Source organism: Silicimonas algicola, assembly GCF_003148765.1.
Lineage (GTDB): Bacteria > Pseudomonadota > Alphaproteobacteria > Rhodobacterales > Rhodobacteraceae > Silicimonas > Silicimonas algicola.
Genome location: NZ_QGGV01000002.1, coordinates 438488 through 456754, shown reverse-complemented (window position 1 = coordinate 456754; position 18267 = coordinate 438488). Strand labels below are relative to the sequence as shown.

The window sequence follows — 18267 nt, the reverse complement described above, 5'->3', positions numbered from 1 at the left end:
GCGTCAGGCCAGTTCCTCGACCGCCACGACGCCCGGCAGGGATTTCAGCGCCCCCTTGATCTGAGGCGACACGGGCCAGCCGTCGCCGATGTCCACCGGCACGTCCTGCGGCGCCCCGCCAAGCGGAACCGCAAGCGCCGTGATCCGCACCGGCCCCCGCGCCCGGATCGAGCCATCCTCGCGGAAGCGCCCGAGGACCGACTGGATCAGCACGGCGGCGTCAGGCGTGTCGATCATCACGTTGAGTCCCGCGGCCATGCCATCGGCGACCAGTCCCTCGATCGGGGTCACGCCACGCGCAATGGGGTCGAACTGACCTTCGTTGAAGCGGGCCTCAAGCGTCATCACGACCTGGTGGGTCTGCTCGAACACGCGGCGGATGGTGTCGAAGTCGTCCGGGAAAAGCGCCATGCCGGACACCTGCCCAGTGGGGTCCGAGATGTTCATGCGGAAGAAGCGCGTGCCGCGCCCCGATTTCCGCTCCTGAAGCCCCGAGACGATGACACCCACGCGGGCGACCGCCGCGCCGTCGCGCTCGGCCTTCGCCTGAAGCTCGGCCAGCGTCAACATCCCCTTCCGCTTCAGCGCGACCGCATAGTCGTCGAGGGGGTGGCCGGACAGGTAGAAGCCGATCGCCGCCTGTTCCTGCGCCAGCCTCTCGTTCGGCAGCCAGTCGTCTATGGGCGACAGACGCGGCTCGGGCAGGTCGTCGCCCGCCTCGCCGAAAAGCGAGACCTGCGCGCTGCCCTTCTGTTCGTGGATCGCCGCTGAATAGGCGGTCAGCGCGTCGAGCGACGAGAAGATGCGCCGCCGGTTCGGATCGAGCTCGTCGAAGGCCCCAGCGCGGGCCAGCATTTCGAGCGGCCGCTTGCCGATTCGCTTCAGGTCGACGCGTCGGGCAAGGTCATAAAGCGTCGAGAAGGGTCGCCCGCCCCGCCCCTCGACGATCAGCCGCATCGCGTCGAGCCCCACGTTCTTCAGCGCGCCAAGGGCATAGACCAGCTTGCCGTCGCGGACCGAGAAGGAGGCTTCCGACCGGTTCACGCAAGGGGGCACGATGGCGATGTCGAGGCCCCGGCGAACCTCCTCGGCATAGACGGACAGTTTTTCGGTCTGGTGGAGATCGCAGTTCATCACGCCTGCCATGAACTCGACCGGGTGGTTCGCCTTCAGCCAGGCCGTCTGGTAGCTGACGACGGCATAGGCGGCGGCGTGCGACTTGTTGAAGCCGTAGTTGGCGAACTTGTCGAGAAGGTTCCAGACCTCCAGCGCCTTGCGGTCGTCGACCCCGTGGGTCTTGGCGCCCGCGATGAACTTCGGCCGCTCCTTGTCCATCTCGGACTGAAGCTTCTTGCCCATGGCGCGGCGCAGAAGGTCGGCGCCGCCGAGCGAATAACCCGCCATCTCCTGCGCGATCTGCATCACCTGTTCCTGATAGACGATGATGCCCTGCGTCTCGTCCAGGATATGGTCGATGGAGGGGTGCAGACGCTCGCGCTCGGCGCGGCCGTTCTTCACGTCGCAGTATTGCGGGATGTTCTCCATCGGACCGGGCCGGTAGAGCGCCACAAGCGCCACGATGTCCTCGATGCAGGTGGGCTTCATGCGCCGGAGCGCATCCATCATGCCCGAGCTTTCGACCTGGAACACCGCGACCGTGCGGGCCTTGGCGTAAAGCTCGTAGGTCTTCTCGTCCTCGAGAGGGATAAGCCCGATGTCGTTCTCGGTGCCCGCCTCCGGCTCGTAAAGCCGGGTGCCGTCCGCCGCCTCGTGCAGCCTGCGCCCCGAGGCAAGGATCAGCTCGATGGCGTTCTGGATCACGGTCAGGGTCTTGAGGCCGAGGAAGTCGAACTTCACCAGTCCCGCCTGTTCGACCCACTTCATGTTGAACTGCGTGGCCGGCATATCGGACCGCGGATCGCGGTAAAGCGGCACGAGTTGGTCCAGCGGCCGGTCGCCGATCACCACACCGGCGGCGTGGGTCGAAGCGTTCCGCAACAGACCCTCGACCTGCTGGCCGTAGGTGAGAAGCCGGTCGACGACCTCTTCCGACCGCGCCTCTTCACGCAGGCGCGGCTCCTCGGCCAGAGCGCGCTCGATCGACATGGGCTTCACGCCCTCGACCGGGATCAGCTTGGACAGCCGGTCGACCTGGCCGTAGGGCATCTGGAGCACGCGCCCGATGTCCCGCACCGCCGCCTTCGACAGAAGTGCTCCGAAGGTGATGATCTGGCCGACCCGGTCGGCGCCGTACTTGCCCTGGACGTAGCGGATCACCTCCTCGCGCCGGTCCATGCAGAAGTCGATGTCGAAGTCCGGCATCGACACGCGCTCGGGGTTCAGGAACCGCTCGAAAAGAAGCGAATAGCGCAGGGGATCGAGGTCGGTGATGGTCAGTGCATAGGCCACCAGCGAGCCCGCGCCCGAGCCGCGGCCCGGCCCGACGGGGATCGAGTGATCCTTCGCCCACTTGATGAAGTCCGCCACGATCAGGAAGTAACCGGGGAACCCCATGCCCTCGATGATGCCCAGCTCGAACTCGAGCCGCGCGTCGTAGTCCGCGCGCGGGGCGGCGGGCTCGATCACCGCAAGACGCGCCTCGAGCCCCTGCTTCGCCTGACGCCGCAACTCCTCGACCTCGTCGTCGGCGAAGCGCGGCAGGATCGGCTCGTGGGTCTCGACGGCGAAGGCGCAGCGGCGCGCGATCTCGACGGTATTCTCCAGCGCCTCGGGCAGGTCGGCGAAGAGGGCCGCCATCTCGTGCGCGGACTTGAAGTAGTGCTGCTGGGTCAGCCTGCGGCGTGGCGCCTGCTGATCGACGTAGGCGCCTTCGGCGATGCAGATCAACGCGTCATGCGCCTCGTACATCTTCGCATCGGGGAAAAAGACGTCGTTCGTGGCGACGAGCGGCAGCTCCATCGCGTATGCCATCTCGATGGCAGGGCGTTCCGTCAGGCGCTCGGCCTCGGGCAACTGCCCGCCTTCGCCGGGGTGGCGCTGCAGCTCGATATAGAACCGCGTCGGGTAGATTTCCGACAGGCGCCGCGCCAATGCCTCGGCACGGGCCGCGTGTCCCGCCTGCAGAAGCCGTCCGACCGGCCCGTCCGCACCGCCCGACAGGCAGATGAGCCCCTCGGCATTCGCGGCGAGGTCCTCGAGGGTGACATGCGGTGCGTCGGCATCGCGCAGATAGAGGCAGGAATTCAGCGTCATCAGGCTCTGGTAGCCCGCCTTGTTCTGCGCCAGCAGGACCATCGGCGCGGGCGGCACCGGCTTGTCGCCCGGCGCAGGCCGCTCGTAGGCGACCGAGATCTGGCAGCCCACGATCGGCTGGATGCCCTGCCCCATCGCCGAGACGGAAAACTCGAGCGCCGCGAACATGTTGTTCGTGTCCGTGACCGCGACGGCGGGCATCCCGGCCTTCTGGCAGAGACCCGGCAGCTTCTTCAGCCGCACGGCCCCTTCCAGCAGAGAATACTCGGTGTGGACGCGCAGGTGAATGAATCGGGGGGCGTTCGTCATGGGCGGCAGACTAGCGCCGGGACGCAGGGGGCGGAAGGCACCGATGCCCGTTGTGGGGGATCGAGCGCAAGCGTAGCGTCACCGGTCGTATCCCCCGCGCGAGTCGCATCTTGGACACCGTTCTGCTGTTTGCCGTCGTGGGCTTCTGCGCCCAACTCATCGACGCCTCCCTCGGCATGGGCTTCGGCCTCATCTCCTCCTCCATCCTCCTTGCGGGCGGCGTGTCGCCGCCGCTGATCTCGGCCGCCGTGAACGCGGCCAAGCTGCCGACAGGCCTCGTGTCGGCGCTCTCGCACATGCGCTTCGGCAACATCGACCGCCACGTTCTAACGCGGCTGACGGTGTCTGGCGTGGCGACCGGCGTCCTCGGCGCCCTCCTCCTGTCGCACCTCAAGAGCCCGGCGGTCGTGATCCTCGTCTCGGTCTTCCTGATGATGATGGGCATCCTGATCTTCGTCCGGGGCATCCTCGGGCGGACGCCCTCGGTCGTCGCCTTCGCGCCCGCCTGGGCCATCGGCGGGGCGGGCGGTCTGATCGAGGGCATCGGCGGAAGCTGGGGCCCGATCGTGACCACGGGCCTTCTCGGCGCGGGCTACCCACCGCGCAAGGCCGTGGGCTCGTCCTGCGCCGCCGAGCTTGCCGTATCGGCGGCGGTCTTCGCGACGCTCATGATCACGTTCAGCCGCGGCCACTGGGGCGATGACGGCGGTCTTCATACGGTGCTGGGCCCGGTCGTCGGCCTGATCGCCGGAGGCCTGCCCGCCGCGGCCGTGGGCGGCTACATGGCCTCGCGCATCCCGCGCCGGCCGATGAGCCTCGCGGTCGGCTGCCTGGCCTTCGGAATCGGGCTCTGGAGGATGCTCGAAGCGGTCTGACGCAAGGGCGTCCGCGCCACAGCGTCTCACCTGCCGTCCTTCCCCTGTCCTTCGCGCGAATGCAGGCTAACCTCCGCCACATGCTTCTTGCCGTTCGCGATCTCGTCAAACGCTTCCCAGGGGCCGAGCGCCCCGTGCTCGACGGGATCTCTCTCGACGTCGAGGGGGGCGAGATCGTGGCGCTCACGGGTGAAAGCGGCTCGGGCAAGTCGACCCTTCTTCATGTCGTGGCCGGGCTCGAGCCCGCCGACATCGGCCATGTGCTGATCGACGGCCAGGACCTGACCGAAATGGACGACAGGGGTCGCGCCGCCCTGAGACGCAGCGACATCGGCATCGTTTTCCAGCAGTTCAACCTGATCCCCTCGCTGTCCGTGGCTCGCAACCTGGCCTTCCAGGCGCGCCTCGCCGGGCGGGCCGAGGAGGCGCAGCTTGACGCTCTCGCCCTTCGGCTGGGCCTGACCGATCACCTGGCGAAATACCCCGAGGAGCTTTCCGGCGGGCAGCAGCAGCGCGTGGCCATCGGCCGCGCGGTCGCGGGCGGTCCGCGCCTTCTCATGGCCGACGAGCCGACAGGCAACCTCGACGAGGCGACGGGCGACACGGTGATGGACCTTCTCGTCTCGCTCGCCCGCACCGAGGGCACCGCCCTTCTCGTCGCCACGCATTCCCAGAGGCTCGCGGCCCGCGCCGACCGCCGCCTGCACCTCAGCCGGGGTCGCCTGGCATGACGGGACGCTTCCATCGGCCGTCAAATACGTCGGGGGGCCGCCCGCAGGGAGGCGGGGGCAGAGCCCCCTCGCCCGCCCGATGATCCGCACCGTCCTCTCGGCCCTCCTGTCGCACTGGCGTCGGCGGCCGTTCCAGCTCGTGACCCTGATCCTGGGCCTGGCCCTCGCCACCGCGCTCTGGTCGGGCGTGCAGGCGATCAACGCCGAAGCGCGGAAAAGCTATGCCGCGGCAGCCGACGTCCTCGGCGGCGGAGGCGTCTCGGCCCTGACCGCCCCCGCCGCGGCACCAATCCCGGTCGAGACTTACGTGGCCCTCCGCCGCGCTGGCTGGCTGGTCAGCCCCGTCATCGACGGCTGGATCGAGGGCGACCGGGGCCGCGTGCGGCTTCTGGGCGTCGACCCCTTTACCCTGCCCGAGGCGTCGCCCGCCGCCGGGTCGCTCGACACGGACGACCTCGCTGGCCTCGTCGCGGCGGGCGGCGACATGCTGGCCGATCCTGTCACGGCGGGGCGGCTGTCGGCCTTCGGCGACCGTGTCGTCCCGCGCGAGGGGCTGGCGTCGGGCCTCGTCCTGACAGACCTCACCGTTGCCGCGGAACTGACCGGGCAGCAAGGATACTCGCGTCTGCTGATAGACCCCGTTCAACCGTTGCGTCAGGCCCCGCTCGACGAGGCGGCGCCGGACCTCGCCCTCAGCGAGCCGCAGACCGCCGACGACCTAGGGCGCCTCACCGACAGCTTCCATCTCAACCTGACCGCCTTCGGACTTCTGTCCTTCGCGGTCGGTCTCTTCATCGTCAACGGCGCGGTCGGCCTCGCCTTCGAACAGCGCCGCTCGGTTTTCCGCACCCTGCGCGCGCTCGGCGTCCCGGCCGGCACGCTCGTCGGCCTACTCACCATCGAGCTTCTGATCTTCGCGGTGATCGCGGGCGCCATCGGCATCCTTCTCGGCTACATTATCGCCGCAAGCCTTCTGCCAGACGTCGCCGCGACACTGCGCGGCCTATACGACGCCAGCGTCGAAGGCACGCTGACGCTTTCGCCCGCCTGGTGGCTCTCCGGTCTCGTCATCGCCTGCCTCGGCACGGCGCTGGCTGCGGCGGGCGGCCTGTTGCGGGTCGCGCGCATGCCGCCCCTCGCCCCCGCGCGACCCCGCGCCTGGGCGATGGTGTCGGGCCGGGCGATCCGGTCCCAGCTTCTTCTGGCCGGGCTCTGCCTGGCGCTCGCCTGCCTCGCGCTCGTCGCGGGGGGCGGCCTCGCCGGCGGCTTCGTCCTGCTCGGCGGCGTCCTCCTCGCCGCGGCGCTTGCGCTCCCAGCGGTGCTGTCCGGCCTCGTGGCGCTGGCGGGGCGCAGCGCGCGGACGGCCCTGTCGGAGTGGTTCTGGGCCGATACCCGCCAGCAGCTTCCCGGCCTGTCGCTGGCGCTGATGGCGCTGATGCTGGCGCTCTCCGCCAACATCGGCGTCGGCACGATGGTGTCGAGCTTCCGGCAGACCTTCACCGGCTGGCTCGACCAGAGGCTCGTGAGCGACCTCTACGTCAGCGCCCGCGACGACGCCGAAGGGGGTCGGCTGCGCACGTTCCTCGAGGCCCGCGCCGAAGGCGTGCTGCCGATCTGGAACACCGAGGGCGACATCCTGGGCGCTCCGACCGAGATCTACGGCATGGCCGATCACCCGATCTATGCCCGGACATGGCCGCTTCTCGCCTCCCTCCCCGAGACATGGGCGCGGATGGGCCGGGGCGGAGGCGTCCTCGTGAACGAGCAGCTCGCGCGGCGCGAAGACCTGTCGCCCGGCGACCTGCTGGACCTGCCCGGCGGCTTTCGCGACGAAATCCTCGGCGTCTACAGCGACTACGGCAATCCGCTCGGGCAGGTGGTGATCCCGCTCCAGGTGCTGACCGACCGCTATCCCGAGGCAGAACGCACCGACTTCGGCGTCCTCGTCGGCGACGGCGGAACCGACGACCTGCGCCGTGCGCTCGAAGGCGAATTCGGTCTCCCCGCCGATGCGATGACCGACCAGGCCGCGCTGAAGGCGTTCAGCCTGTCGATCTTCGAGCGGACCTTCGCGGTCACGGGCGCGCTCAACGTGCTGACGCTCGGCGTGGCGGGCGTCGCGATCCTCACGAGCCTCCTCACGCTGGCGTCGATGCGCCTGCCCCAGCTTGCGCCTCTCTGGGCGCTTGGTCTCACGCGCGGTCGCCTCGCCCGGATAGAGTTCCTGCGCGCGCTCGTCCTCGCGGCGCTGACCTTCGTGCTGTCGGTGCCCGTGGGCCTCGGTCTGGCCTGGATCCTGCTCGCTGTCATCAACGTCGAGGCCTTCGGCTGGCGCCTGCCCATGTTCGTCTATCCCCTCCAATGGCTGTGGCTTGGGCTTCTTTCGCTCGCGGCGGCCGCACTTGCCGGTCTGTGGCCAGCAGTGCAACTGGCCCGCCGTCCGCCCGCCGACCTGATCCGGGTCTTCACGCATGAACGCTAGAGCCTTCGCCTTTGTCCTGTCGCTTCTGCCCCTGGCGGGGTTCGCGCAGGGGTTCGCGGGGCTGGGCTCCGACGCGGACGGCTATGCCCTGCCCGACCCCGCGACGCGCTTCGTCTTCCCCGAGGATCACGGACCCCACCCCGATTTCCGCATCGAATGGTGGTACGTCACCGCCACCCTTGATGGCGCGGACGGCGAGACCTATGGCGTCCAATGGACGCTCTTCCGCAATGCCCTGGCGCCCGGAGGCGACCCCGACAGGCAGGTCTGGATGGGTCATGCCGCCCTTTCGACGCCGGACGGGCACGTCTCGGCCGAGCGCCTGGCCCGAGGCGGCATCGGACAGGCGGGCGTCGAGGCCGAGCCCTTCGAGGCCTGGATCGACGAATGGCGGATGGCCGGCCCCACGCTGTCCGAGGTCACCCTGACGGCGCAGGGCGCGGACTGGGCCTACGACCTGGGGCTGGACGCGGATGGTCCCTTCGTGCCGCAGGGTGTCGAGGGCTTCAGCGTGAAGTCCGAGGCGGGACAGGCCAGCCACTATTATTTGCAGCCGTTCTACGACGTGACGGGCACCATCACGCTGCCCTCTGGCCCGGTCGAGGTCAGCGGAGAGGCCTGGCTCGACCGCGAATGGTCGTCGCAGCCGCTGACGGGATCGCAGACCGGGTGGGACTGGATTTCACTGCACCTCGACGACGGCCATCGCCTCATGGGGTATCGCCTGCGCGAGGCGGACGGCGGCGCCTATACCGTCGGCACCTGGATCGCGCCCGACGGCACGCCGGACCCGCTGGAGCCCGGCGAGCTGACGATGACGCCCCTGCGCATCGCCGAGGTCGAGGGCCGCGAGGTTCCCGTCGACTGGCAGATCACCCTGCCCGAGCGCGATCTCGACATCCGCGTCGAGGCGCTGCGCGACGACAGCTGGATGCGGACGCGCATTCCCTACTGGGAAGGTCCGGTCGCCGTGACCGGCACGCACGAGGGGCGGGGCTATCTCGAGATGAGCGGCTATGCGCCGCCTCGCCAAGACGACTGAGAGCGGCTAGGCAGGCCAGATGCACCCGCACCCGCTTCCCCTCGCGCAAGAGGTCGTCCTCGTCGGCGGCGGTCACGCGCATGCGCTGCTGCTCAAGCGGTGGGGCATGGACCCCCTGCCCGGAGCGCGTCTCACCGTCATCACGCCGGAGCCGACCGCGCCCTATACGGGAATGCTCCCCGGCTTCATCGCCGGCCACTACGCCCGCGACGACCTCGAGATCGACATCGTCCGCCTGGCGCGCTTCGCCGGCGCCCGGCTGATCTTCGGTCTCGCCTCGGGTCTCGACCTCTCCGCGAAGACAGTGGACGTCGTCGGCCGCCCGCCCGTGCGCTACGACCTTCTGTCGCTCGACATCGGCATCACCTCCGATATGCCCGACCTTCCGGGCTTCGGCGACCACGCCATCGCGGCGAAGCCCCTCGGCCCCTACGCCGACCGCTGGACACGCCACCTGGACGAAGGCGGCCCGGTGGCGGTCATCGGCGGCGGCGTCGCGGGCGTCGAACTTGCGCTCGCCATGCATCATGCGCTTTCGGGACGCGGTGCGGTGACGGTGATCGAGGCGGACAGGGCCTTGAGAGATGTCTCCGACCCTGCGCGGGAGCGGCTCCTGTCCGAACTGGCGGCAGCGCGCATCGACCTGATCGAGAACGTCCGCGTGGAGCGCATCGAGGCGGAGAGCGTCACCCTCTCGGATGGCCGAACCGTGGCGGCGGCGCTGACCGTCGGCGCGGCGGGGGCGAGGCCGCATGACTGGCTGTCGACGACTGGTCTCGACCTGACGAAGGGATACGTCACTGTCGACGCGACCCTGCGGTCGGTCACCGATCCCGCCGTCTTTGCCGTGGGCGATTGCGCCCACCTCTCGCAAAGCCCCCGCCCAAAGGCCGGCGTCTATGCCGTGCGTGCCGCGCCCGTCCTGACGCGAAACATCCGCGCGGCGCTGACCGGCGAGGCGCTGGAGCCCTTCCGGCCGCAGAAGCACTATCTGAAGCTCGTCTCTCTCGGACGGAAGGCAGCGGTCGCCGACAAGTGGAACCGGGCGATCTCGGGCGACTGGGCTTGGACATTGAAAGACCGCATCGACCGCGCCTTCATGGAAAAGCTCGGTGACCTGACGCCGATGGCTCCGCCTCCCCTGCCGGAGGAAGTTGCCAACGGCGTGGCCGAGGCGCTTGGCCCGAAGCCGCTCTGTGGCGGCTGCGGCGCGAAGGTCGGGCCCGGCGCGCTCGACCGGGCGCTGGCCGCCCTTCCCGACCTCGCGCGCGACGACATCGAGACCGGCGCTGGCGACGACGCTGCAGTCCTTCGGATCGGCGGTGTACGCCAGGTGCTGACGACGGATCACCTGCGCGCGGTCTGGGAGGATCCTTACGTCATGGCGCGCATCGTAGCACTTCATGCGCTCGGCGATGTCTGGGCCATGGGCGCGTCCCCGCAGGCGGCGCTGGCGCAGATCACCCTGCCCCGGATGGCCGAGAGGATGCAGGAAGGCTGGCTGGCCGAGATCATGTCCGCCGCGGGCGAGGTCTTCGCACAGGCAGGCGCGGCCATCGCGGGCGGGCACACGACGCTCGGACCCGAACTGTCCATCGGGTTTACGGTGACGGGCCTGCTCGACCGCTCGGCCCTGACCATTTCCGGCGCGCGCGAGGGCGACGCGCTGATCCTGTCCCGGCCCATAGGCTCGGGGACGATCCTCGCTGCCGAGATGGAACTGAAGGCCCACGGCCGAGACGTGAAGGCGGCACTCGACATCCTCTGCCGGACGCAGGGCGACGCGGCTTCGCGGCTCGCGACGGTCGCGCATGCGATGACGGACGTGACCGGCTTCGGGCTGGCTGGACATCTTTCCCGGATGGCGCGGGCCTCCGGGCTTTCGGCCGAGATCGACCTTGCCGCTGTCCCTTTCCTTCCCGGCGCGACGGCGCTGGCCGAGGCGGGCGTCCGGTCGTCGATCTGGGCCGCGAACCGTGCGGCGGTCGAGGCGACGGTCCCGTCAACGGCGCGCGGCGCGCTTCTCTTCGATCCGCAGACGGCGGGCGGCTTCCTCGCCGCCGTCCCGGAGGCGGCGGCGGAAAGCGCTGTCGCAGACCTGCGCGCCATGGGCCACGACGCGGCACGGATCGGGCGCATGACCGCGAAGGGCCACGTCACCCTCGCCGGGCGCTAGGCCTTCGCGATCCTTGCCACCTCGTCGGCGATGGCGTCGATGCCTGCCTCGTCGAGCGTCTCGGCCCTGATGACTTCGAGGACTTCCCCTTCGATCCGCTCGCGCACCTTGCGGTAGCGCGGGTCGTAGTGCAGGTCGATCAACTCGGCCGCCAGCGCCTCGTGCCCTCCCTCGCGGGCCAGGGTCTTCCAGCCTTCCACCCGCTCGCGACCCTGGAGCCTGACGAGAAGGTCCAGCCTGTCGTCCAGCGCACCTCCGTCCGCGACGAGATCGCCATAGGCGCGCGTCAGGTATTCGGCGCGCGCGGTGACGGGCGCCGAGATCTCGATCCGCGGCGCCGCCTTCATCGCCGCGAAGAGGCGCGGCGGCATGTTCAGGCGACCGACCTTGCTGCTCTCGGCCTCGATCACCACCGGACGCGCGGGGTCCAGCGCCTCGATTGCGGAGGCCAGGCGGCTTTCGAACATCTTCTGCCCCGGCTGCCCGCCCCGCTCGCCAAGGGCAGAGCCCCGATGGTTCGCAAGCCCCTCGAGGTCGATGGACTGGACGCCGCGCGAGGCGAGGCGGGTCAGCACTTCTGTCTTCGCCGTGCCCGTGTTGCCGTCGAGAAGGATCACGGGCGACGGCAGCGGATCGTCGTAGAGCCGCCGCGCGACAAGGCGTCGGTAGGTCTGGTAGCCGCCCTTGACGACGTCCGACCGCCAGCCGATCTGCGCGAGGATCGACGCGAAGGAACCCGACCTCTGCCCGCCGCGCCAGCAGTAGACCAAGGGCTGCCAGCCGCCGTCGAACCCCGAAAGTGGCCCTTCGATATGCGCAGCCGCGTTTCGAGCCACCAGCGCCGCGCCGATCTTGCGCGCCTTGAAGGGACTGTCCTGCACGTAGATTGTCCCGACCCGCGCGCGCTCTTCGTCCGACAGGACCGGCAGGCTGATCGCGCCGGGCAGGTGATCCTCGGCGAACTCGGACGGCGAGCGCACGTCGATGATCGTGTCGAAGGGTGCCGAGGCGAGGTCGGACAGGCGGGTGAGATCGAACATGACCCTTGGGGTAGACCGGATCGGCGGCGGGAGGAAGACACGCCGTGCGACGGGCGGCTGAGCGGAAATGACATGAAATGAAACCACCCGTGCAAGCCGCCTTGACGGACGCGCGGCGGCGCGGACAGAAGGGCGCGACCATCCCGACCGGGATGCCGCTTTTCAGGGAGGATTTCATGAGCGTTCGTTTCGCCATTCTCGGTGCCGGCAGGATCGGACAGGTCCACGCCCGCGCCATCTCCGAGACGCCCGGCGCCGAGCTCGTCGCCATCTACGACCCCGTCAAGAAGGCGGCAAAGTCGGTGCGCGACACCTACGGCTGCGAAATCCGCTCGGTCGAGGACTGCGTCCAGGCGAAGGACATCGACGCCGTGGCGATCTGTACGCCGACCGACCTCCACGCCGACCAGATCGAGATGTTCGCCCGCGCCGGCAAGGCCGTGTTCTGCGAAAAGCCGATCGACCTCTCGGTCGAGCGCGTGCGCTCCTGCCTCAAGGTCGTCGAGGAGACGGGCGCCACCCTGATGATCGGCTTCAACCGCCGCTTCGACCCCGACTTCCGCGCGCTTCACGACACCATCGAGGCGGGCGAGATCGGCAAGGTCGAGATGGTCACCGTCGTCTCGCGCGATCCCGGCGCCCCGCCGATCGACTACATCAAGCGGTCGGGCGGCATCTTCCGCGACATGACGATCCACGATTTCGACATCGCCCGCTGGATGCTGGGCGACGAGGTCGAGAGCGTCATCGCGCAGGCCAGTGTCCTCGTCGACAAGGAGATCGGCAAGGCCGGAGACTACGACAGCGTCAACGTGGTCCTGAAGACGAAGAAGGGCCGCCAGTGCGTCATCACGAACTCGCGCCGCGCGACCTACGGCTATGACCAGCGGATCGAGGTGCTGGGCTCCAAGGGCATGGCCTCGGCCGAGAACATCCACGAGAACCGCGTCCAGGTCGCGAACGGCAAGGGCTTCGCCCGCCGCCCTCTCGTGAACTTCTTCCTCGAGCGCTATATGCCCGCCTACAAGGCCGAGATCGCGGCCTTCGTGACGGCCGTCAACGACAAGACGACGCCGCCGACGACGGGCCACGACGGGCTGATGGCCCTTGTCCTGGCCGAGGCCGCGAACATCTCGGTCGCCGAAGGCCGCGCGGTCAAGGTGTCTGAAATCGCCTGACCCGCGACGACGGGGTGACGGCGGACATGGCCTTCGATAGCATGCCCGCCGAACCTTCGACCGTCCGCGAAAGGACCGCCCGCCGATGGATTTGCGCAACGCTTTCGAGGTCCGCCATCCCTTCTTCCGCCCGCTCTGGCGGAGGATCGTCGTGACGGTCCTGTGCGCTGTCTGGGCCGGGGTCGAATACCAGGGCGGCAACGCCACGTGGGCCGTCCTCTTCGCGGCCTGCGCGATCTACCTGGGCTACCGTTTCTTCGTGAGCTTCGATCCGGCGGACTACGAGCCGCCCGCAGCCGCTCCCCAACCCGAAAGGTCCGACAGTTGAGCCAGAAGCGTCTCGACCGCAAGCTCGCCGCGATCCGCGCCGGCGACTACACCCCCGCCGACTTCATCATTGCCGACGCCAAGGACGGCGACATGGCTTTCGGGATGCAGACCCCCGGCAAGGCGGACGACGGGCGCTGGAAGCCGCTTTCGGCCTATCGCGAGGACATGGTCAAGGTCACTCGCTCGGATCTCGTCGACATCATGCTGATGTCGCTGTCGAGCGCCGAGGCGCTGACCAACGACGGCGTCTTCGCCCGCAGCCAGGTGACGCCCGCGGTGCGCCTGAACGATGCGAGCGACATCTGGTCCGCGCGCGGCGGCCGCTACCAGGCCGAGCCCGCGCTGCCCTTCTCGACCGCGCGTCTCAGCCGGGTGCGCCCGGTGGCCGACCTCGGCCTTTACGCCATCACCTTCTACAACGACCTCGCCCGCGACGCGGCGACGCTCGAAGCCTACAACCGCTTCGTGATCGAAGCCGAGGGCGCGGGCGTCCGCCACTTCCTCGAGGTCTTCAACCCGCAGACGGACGTGAAGACGAAGGACTTCTGGGCCTTCAACAACGACGCCATCGCGCGCGCGCTGGCCGGCATGTCGCACCAGGATCGGCCGATCTTCCTCAAGGCCGCCTACAACGGTCCGCGTGCGACCGAGGAGATCGCCTCCTACGACCCCGAGAACCTGATCTTTGGCATCCTCGGCGGCGGCGCAGGCACAACCCGCGACTGCCTCGAACTGATCCGGCAGGCCGAGACCTATGGCGCGCGCGTCGCGCTCTTCGGGCGCAAGATCTATTACGCTGACGATTCCGTCCTGATGGTCCAGGCCATGCGCCGGACGCTGGAAGAGCGGCTGTCCTCCGAGGAAGGCACGAAGGCCTATCACGACGATCTCGCGAAGGCCGGGATCACGCCCAAGCGCGACCTGAAGGACGACCTCGAGGTCACCGAGACGCTTCTCAAGGACAACATGTAGGCGAGGCCGGGACCATGCGGCGACGGGGTGTCCTGACCGCGGGAACGTGGTGCCTCGACCGGAACCTGACCGTCGACCGCTGGCCGCGCGAGGATTCGGTGGCGACTGTCACGGGCCTCGAACTCTCGGGCGGCGGCAATGGCTGCAACTTCGCCTGCGACCTGCGGCGGCTCGATCCTTCCGTCCCGGTCTGGACGCGCGGCGTGGTCGGCGACGACCGCGAGGGCGACTACCTGCGTCAGGTCGCGGCGGAGCATGGGATCGGCGACGGCCTCGTCACCCTGCCAGGCATTCAGACCCAGGTGACGGACGCCTACCAGTCCCAGGCCTCGGGCCAGCGCACCCACATCCTGATCCCGGGAGCCGCCTCGCACCTCTCGCCCGACCACATCGCGGTCGAGGACTGCCCGGCACGGTTCTTCCACCTGGGGCTGCCCGGCATCCATCCCGTGATGGACGCGCCCTGGCAGGATGAGCCGAACGGCTGGGTCGCCACCCTGAAGCGCGCCCGCGCAGTCGGGATGGAGACGAACATGGAACTCGTCACCGTCGCCCCCGAGCGGCTGCGCGAGATCGTCATCCCCTGCCTGCCGCATCTCTCGACGCTCGTTGTGAACGACTTCGAGATCGGGGCGATCACCGGGATCGACACCCTGCGCGACGGCGAGACCGACCGCGCAGCCTGCGAAAAGGCGGCGCACGTCGCCTGCGGCATGGGCGCGATGGACCTCGTCGTCGTCCACTTCACACGCGGGGCGGTGCTGGTGCAGCGGAACGTCGACCGGGCGCTCTTCGTGCCATCGGTGCAGGTGCCGGAGGACGCGATCCGGGGGGCCAACGGGGCGGGCGACGCCTTCGCCGCGGGAGTCTTCCTGGGCCTCCACCGCGACGCGCCCCATGCCGACTGCCTCCGTCTCGGACACGCGGCGGCGGCCACGAGCCTGACGGGGCTCGGGACCTATTCGGCGGTCGAGGAAGCCGAGGCCTGCCTGGCCCGCGCCGATGCCTGGGGCTGGCGCGAGGCGTGAGGCGGCGAGCCGGGGCGCCGCCGTCGCCATTGTCGCTCGGACCAATGGCGCTCCAAAGGCGACCCCCGGAGTATTTTCAGGACAGAAGAAGCCTTAGCCCGCGATCTTGACCAGAGCGTGCCGCTTCTTGCCGGCCGAAAGCTTGACCGGAGATGACAGCGCGGCAGCGTCGAACATCCGCCCCGCGTCGGTCAGCGGCTCGTCGTCCACGCGCGCGCCGTTCTCGGCGATCAGGCGCTTCGCTTCCTTGCCGGAGGCCGCGAGCCCCGAGCGCACGATGAGCTGCGCGGCCGAGATGCCCTCGCCGATCTCGGCGGCGGTCAACTCCAGCGTCGGCAGGTCGTCACCGACGCCGCCCCGCTCGAAGACCTCGCGCGCGGTCGCCTCGGCGGCGGCGGCGGCCTCGGACCCGTGCAGGAGCGCCGTCACCTCGTTGGCGAGCCGGATCTTCGCCTCGTTGATCTCGGAGCCTTCGAGCGCACCCAGACGGTCGCATTCCTCGACCGGAAGCTCGGTGTAGAGCTTCAGGAACCGCCCCACATCGGCGTCGGTCGTGTTGCGCCAGAACTGCCAGAACTCGTAGGGGCTGAGCATCTCCGCCGACAGCCACACCGCGCCGCCCTGGCTCTTGCCCATCTTGCGGCCGTCCGAGGTCGTCAGAAGCGGGGTCGTAAGCCCGAAGATCTCGTGGTCGAGCACCCGGCGCGTCAGGTCGACGCCGTTCAGGATGTTGCCCCACTGGTCCGACCCGCCCATCTGCAGAAGGCAGCCGTAGCGGCGGTTCAGCTCCAGGAAGTCGTAGGCCTGGAGGATCATGTAGTTGAATTCGAGGAACGACAGCGACTGCTCGCGGTCGAGCCGGGACTTCACGCTTTCGAACGACAGCATCCGGTTCACGCTGAAGTGCCGCCCGATGTCGCGCAGGAAATCGAGGTAGTTGAGCCCGTCGAGCCACTCGGCGTTGTTCAGCATCAGCGCGCCGTTCGCCGCCTCGCCATAGTCAAGGTAGCGCGCGAAGACGGTCTGCATCGCCGCGATGTTCTCGTCGATGGCTTGCGGGGTCAGAAGCGGACGCTCCTCGGACCGGAAGGACGGATCGCCCACCTTGGTCGTGCCGCCGCCCATGAGCGTGATCGGCTTGTGCCCGGCCTTCTGGAACCACCGCAGAAGCATGATGTTCAGCAGGTGGCCGACGTGCAGCGACTTCGCCGTCGCATCATAGCCGATATAGGCCGGCACGACCCCCGCGATCAGAGCCTCGTCGAGCGACTGGATGTCCGAGCAATCGGCCAGGAAGCCGCGCTCGACGATCGTCGCCAGGAAGTCGGATTTGGGGTGATAGGTCATGTCGTTCCGTCTATATTCGGCCACGGGGGCGCGCCATCTATACTGGCGCTTCGGTGGAAGGGAAAGCCATGTGCGGGGACGGCCCGATCTGGGCATTGGGCGCCATGTCGGGGACCTCGCTCGATGGGGTCGACTGTGCGCTGGTTCGAACCGACGGGCACAAGGTCGCGGAGTTCGGCGAGAGCGGCTATCGGCCCTATACCGAGGCCGAGCGTGCCGTGCTGCGCCGGGCGCTCGGGCAGGCTGACGGCCCCGACGTCGAGGCGGCGGCGGAAGTGGTCGAACTGGCCCATGCCGAGCTTTTGACAGGTTTTCCGCAGGCCGAGCTTATCGGCTTCCACGGCCAGACCACCCTGCACCAGCCCGATCGGGCGCTGACGGTCCAGATCGGCAACGGCGCGCTTCTGGCCGAGACGCTGGAGCGGCCCGTCGTCTGGGACTTCCGCAGCGCCGACGTGCATCTGGGCGGCCAGGGCGCGCCGCTCGCGCCGTTCTACCACTTCGCGCTGGCGAAGCGGGCTGGTTTCCGGCGTCCTGTCGCCTTCCTCAACATCGGCGGTGTGGCCAACATCACCTGGGTCGATCCGCGCCGCGACCGGCCCGAGGCGGACGGCGCGCTTCTCGCCTTCGATACGGGGCCGGGCAACGCGCTGATCGACGACCTGTGCATGACACGGCTTGGCCGACCGATGGATGCGGACGGTGTGCTGACGCGGGCAGGACAGGTCGACGAGGATGTGCTGGCCGAACTGCTTTCGGGCGAGGCATTCTTCTCAAGAATGCCGCCCAAGTCGCTGGACCGAAACGACTTCAAGGGTTGGGACACGGCTGTGTCCGGCCTGTCGGACGCCGACGCCGTGGCCACGCTCGCTGCCGGAACGGCGGGCGCGGTGGCCTTGGCGCTCCAGCATTGCCCCGAACCGCCCGAGCGTCTGCTCGTCACGGGCGGAGGTCGCCGCAATCCGGGCCTGATGGAACTGATCCGCGGCCTCGCCGCCTGCACGGTGGTCCCGGTCGAGGCCCACGGCTTCGACGGCGACATGCTCGAGGCGCAGGCCTTCGCCTTCCTCGCCGTGCGGGTGAAGCGCGGGCTGCCGACCTCCTGCGCCGGCACGACGGGCGTGGCGGCCCCTGTGGGAGGCGGCCGGGTGAGCAAGCCGGGGCGTCTTCTCCGCCGCGCGGAAGGCTGAGTCCGGAACGCAACTGGGGACGAGCCCGCGCGTGTTCTGCACGAATGCACACTTTCCTTGCGCCTCTCAGACATGGGAATCTGTGCGCACCAGTCAAATGGCCCGAGCAGAGGAGAAAGAGCCATCATGGACGCTTCGACACGACACCGCCCGACGCCGCGCTTCCGCGCGCGGACGAACACGCCGCCCAGCATATCGGCAAGGCGGCACCGCCCGAGTTTCCCGGCGTTCCGGACGGCATCCCGACCGTTCCGGCCGAGGGCTTCGCCGGCCGTCTTCCCGAGGACATGCAGGACGAGGCAGCCGATCACCTGCCAGACTTTTTGAGCCTTCTCTGACGGTCTGAGCGAGACA

General features: G+C 69.1%; 14 protein-coding genes. 11 read left to right on the top strand and 3 right to left on the bottom strand.

Annotated features, from left to right (window positions below):
- Positions 1 to 3 precede the first annotated feature (3 nt).
- Positions 4 to 3522, bottom strand: a complete 3519-nt coding sequence (dnaE, locus tag C8D95_RS06610; protein ID WP_109758366.1) for a DNA polymerase III subunit alpha — start codon at positions 3520 to 3522, stop codon at positions 4 to 6.
- A gap of 110 nt (positions 3523 to 3632) precedes the next feature.
- Here dnaE and C8D95_RS06605 point away from each other — a divergent pair, with 110 nt between their 5' ends.
- From C8D95_RS06605 to selD, 5 genes are all read left to right on the top strand, one after another.
- Positions 3633 to 4397: a sulfite exporter TauE/SafE family protein gene (locus C8D95_RS06605; protein WP_109758365.1), complete on the top strand. Its 765-nt coding sequence runs from the start codon at positions 3633 to 3635 to the stop codon at positions 4395 to 4397.
- A gap of 80 nt (positions 4398 to 4477) precedes the next feature.
- Positions 4478 to 5128, top strand: a complete 651-nt coding sequence (locus C8D95_RS06600; protein ID WP_109758364.1) for an ABC transporter ATP-binding protein — start codon at positions 4478 to 4480, stop codon at positions 5126 to 5128.
- 79 nt (positions 5129 to 5207) lie between these two features.
- Positions 5208 to 7610, top strand: coding sequence for an ABC transporter permease (locus tag C8D95_RS06595; RefSeq protein ID WP_109758363.1), 2403 nt, complete (start codon positions 5208 to 5210; stop codon positions 7608 to 7610).
- Positions 7600 to 8652, top strand: coding sequence for a lipocalin-like domain-containing protein (locus C8D95_RS06590; protein WP_109758362.1), 1053 nt, complete (start codon positions 7600 to 7602; stop codon positions 8650 to 8652). Before C8D95_RS06595 ends, C8D95_RS06590 begins: the two co-directional genes overlap by 11 nt.
- Positions 8653 to 8671: 19 nt before the next feature.
- The gene (gene selD, locus C8D95_RS06585; RefSeq protein WP_109758361.1) at positions 8672 to 10828 is read left to right on the top strand and encodes a selenide, water dikinase SelD; all 2157 of its coding nucleotides are present in this window, start codon (positions 8672 to 8674) and stop codon (positions 10826 to 10828) included.
- Here the strand turns inward: selD and mnmH are convergent.
- Positions 10825 to 11868, bottom strand: a complete 1044-nt coding sequence (gene mnmH / locus C8D95_RS06580; protein WP_109758360.1) for a tRNA 2-selenouridine(34) synthase MnmH — start codon at positions 11866 to 11868, stop codon at positions 10825 to 10827. The two genes, selD and mnmH, sit on opposite strands and share 4 nt — an antisense overlap.
- Positions 11869 to 12044: 176 nt before the next feature.
- On the opposite strand from mnmH, the gene iolG reads away from it, so the two are divergent.
- The 4 genes from iolG to C8D95_RS06560 all read left to right on the top strand — a co-directional run bounded on the left by iolG (position 12045) and on the right by C8D95_RS06560 (position 15376).
- Positions 12045 to 13046, top strand: coding sequence for an inositol 2-dehydrogenase (gene iolG / locus C8D95_RS06575; protein WP_109758543.1), 1002 nt, complete (start codon positions 12045 to 12047; stop codon positions 13044 to 13046).
- A gap of 85 nt (positions 13047 to 13131) precedes the next feature.
- On the top strand, positions 13132 to 13374 hold the full coding sequence (locus C8D95_RS06570; protein ID WP_109758359.1) for a hypothetical protein: 243 nt from the start codon (positions 13132 to 13134) through the stop codon (positions 13372 to 13374).
- On the top strand, positions 13371 to 14348 hold the full coding sequence (locus tag C8D95_RS06565) for a beta/alpha barrel domain-containing protein (RefSeq protein ID WP_109758358.1): 978 nt from the start codon (positions 13371 to 13373) through the stop codon (positions 14346 to 14348). The genes C8D95_RS06570 and C8D95_RS06565 overlap by 4 nt, the downstream gene beginning before the upstream one ends.
- A gap of 14 nt (positions 14349 to 14362) precedes the next feature.
- Positions 14363 to 15376: a carbohydrate kinase family protein gene (locus tag C8D95_RS06560; protein WP_109758357.1), complete on the top strand. Its 1014-nt coding sequence runs from the start codon at positions 14363 to 14365 to the stop codon at positions 15374 to 15376.
- Positions 15377 to 15469: 93 nt separating this feature from the next.
- Here the strand turns inward: C8D95_RS06560 and tyrS are convergent, their stop codons facing one another.
- Positions 15470 to 16723, bottom strand: coding sequence for a tyrosine--tRNA ligase (gene tyrS / locus C8D95_RS06555; protein ID WP_109758356.1), 1254 nt, complete (start codon positions 16721 to 16723; stop codon positions 15470 to 15472).
- A 68-nt stretch (positions 16724 to 16791) separates the two neighbouring features.
- Here tyrS and C8D95_RS06550 point away from each other — a divergent pair, with 68 nt between their 5' ends.
- Complete coding sequence (locus C8D95_RS06550) at positions 16792 to 17913, top strand: anhydro-N-acetylmuramic acid kinase (RefSeq protein WP_109758355.1); 1122 nt, start codon at positions 16792 to 16794, stop codon at positions 17911 to 17913.
- 44 nt (positions 17914 to 17957) lie between these two features.
- Positions 17958 to 18251, top strand: a complete 294-nt coding sequence (locus C8D95_RS06545; RefSeq protein WP_109758354.1) for a hypothetical protein — start codon at positions 17958 to 17960, stop codon at positions 18249 to 18251.
- The last annotated feature ends 16 nt before the right edge of the window (positions 18252 to 18267 follow it).